Source organism: Tepidiforma sp. (genome assembly GCF_034432735.1).
Classification (GTDB): Bacteria; Chloroflexota; Dehalococcoidia; order Tepidiformales; family Tepidiformaceae; genus Tepidiforma.
This window is the reverse complement of sequence record NZ_DAOUBJ010000114.1, coordinates 1-1,654: the sequence shown is the minus strand read 5'-3', so window position 1 is coordinate 1,654 and position 1,654 is coordinate 1. Positions and strand designations below refer to the sequence as shown.

The following is a 1,654-nucleotide window of genomic DNA, read 5'->3' as shown; positions in this document are numbered from 1 at the left end:
ATGGCCATCGATGCCGACCTCAACGCCGGCCTGATCAACGAAGCCGAAGCCCGCGAGCGCCGCAAAGCCATCGGCCAGGAGGCCGACTTCTACGGGGCGATGGACGGCGCCTCCAAGTTCGTTAAAGGCGACGCCATCGCCGGCATCGTCATCATCCTCGTCAACATCATCGGCGGCCTCTCCATCGGCATCCTCCAGCAGGGCGTCGGCCCCGCCGAAGCCCTCGACCTCTACGCCAAGCTCACCGTCGGCGATGGCCTCGTCTCCCAGCTCCCCGCCCTCCTCATCTCCACCGCCACCGGCATCATCGTCACCCGCGCCGCCGGCGAGACCAACCTCGGCTCACAAGTCTTCAGCCAGATCACCATGCAGTCGCGTCCCATGTACGTCGCGGCCGCCATGCTCGCCCTCTTCGCCGCCCTCCCCGGCCTCCCCCACCTCCCCTTCCTGCTCGTCGCAGCCGCCATCGGCACCGGCGGCTACCTCATCGACCGCTCCAAGCGCCAAGCCGAACTCGCCGCCATCGCCGCTCGCCCCCAACCCCTCCCCGAACCCGAACAGCTCGGCCCCCAACAAGTCATCCAGATGATGAGCGTCGACCCCCTCGAAATCGAAGTCGGCTACGGCCTCATCCCCATCGTCGACGAACAAGCCGGCGGCACCCTCCTCCGCCGCATCACCCAGATCCGCCGCCAGCTCGCCCTCGAGCTCGGCCTCGTCCTCCCCACCGTCCGCGTGCGCGACAACCTCGGCCTCGCCCCAAACGCCTACGTCGTCAAGCTCCGCGGCGTCGAAATCGCCCGCGGCACCCTCCAGCCCGGCCACTACCTCGCCATGGACCCCGGCACCGCCGAAGGCGACGTGCCCGGCATCGAAACCATCGAGCCAGCCTTCGGCCTCCCCGCACGCTGGATCACCCCCGCCTACCGCGAACGCGCCGAACTCCTCGGCTACACCGTCGTCGATGCCGAATCCGTCCTCGCCACCCACCTCACCGAACTCGTACGCCGCTTCGCCCCCGACCTCCTCAGCCGCCAGGACACCCAAGACCTCCTCGAAAACCTCCGCAAAGAATACCCCGCCCTCGTCGACGACCTCATCCCCTCCACCCTCACCGTCGGCGAAGTCCAAGAAGTCCTCCAAAACCTCCTCGCCGAACGCGTCTCCATCCGCGACCTCGTCACCATCTGCGAAACCCTCGCCACCCACGGCCGCCTCACCCGCGACATCGACATCCTCACCGAATACGCCCGCGCCGCCCTCGCCCGCCAGATCAGCCGCCAGTACGCCGACGAAAGCGGCACCATCCGCGTCATCACCGTCGGCCCCCGCACAGAAGAAGAGATCGCCGCCAGCATCCAGCAAACCGACCGCGGCAGCCAAGTCGCCATGCCACCCTGGCAAGTCCAACGCCTCGTCGGCGTCGTCGCCGCCGAAGTCGAGCGCATCGCCGCATCCGGCCGCGAACCCATCATCCTCTGCTCCTCCCGCATTCGGCTCGCCCTCCGGCGCCTCCTCGAGCGCCGCCTACCGAACGTCGTCGTCCTCTCCTTCGCCGAGATCACCCCCCAAACCCACATCGAAGCCATCGGCAACATCGAGGTGAACGTTGGAAACGAAGCGCTTCATCGGTAACGACACCACGCGCCTCTTC

1 protein-coding gene is annotated in these 1,654 nt (G+C 67.8%); it reads left to right on the top strand.

Translation table 11 applies throughout. The features are described 5' to 3' along the window. Positions 1-1,635, top strand: a 1,635-nt coding sequence (locus tag VAE53_RS10460) for a flagellar biosynthesis protein FlhA (RefSeq protein ID WP_322819321.1), incomplete at its 5' end; no start/stop codon positions are given. Positions 1,636-1,654: the final 19 nt, after the last annotated feature.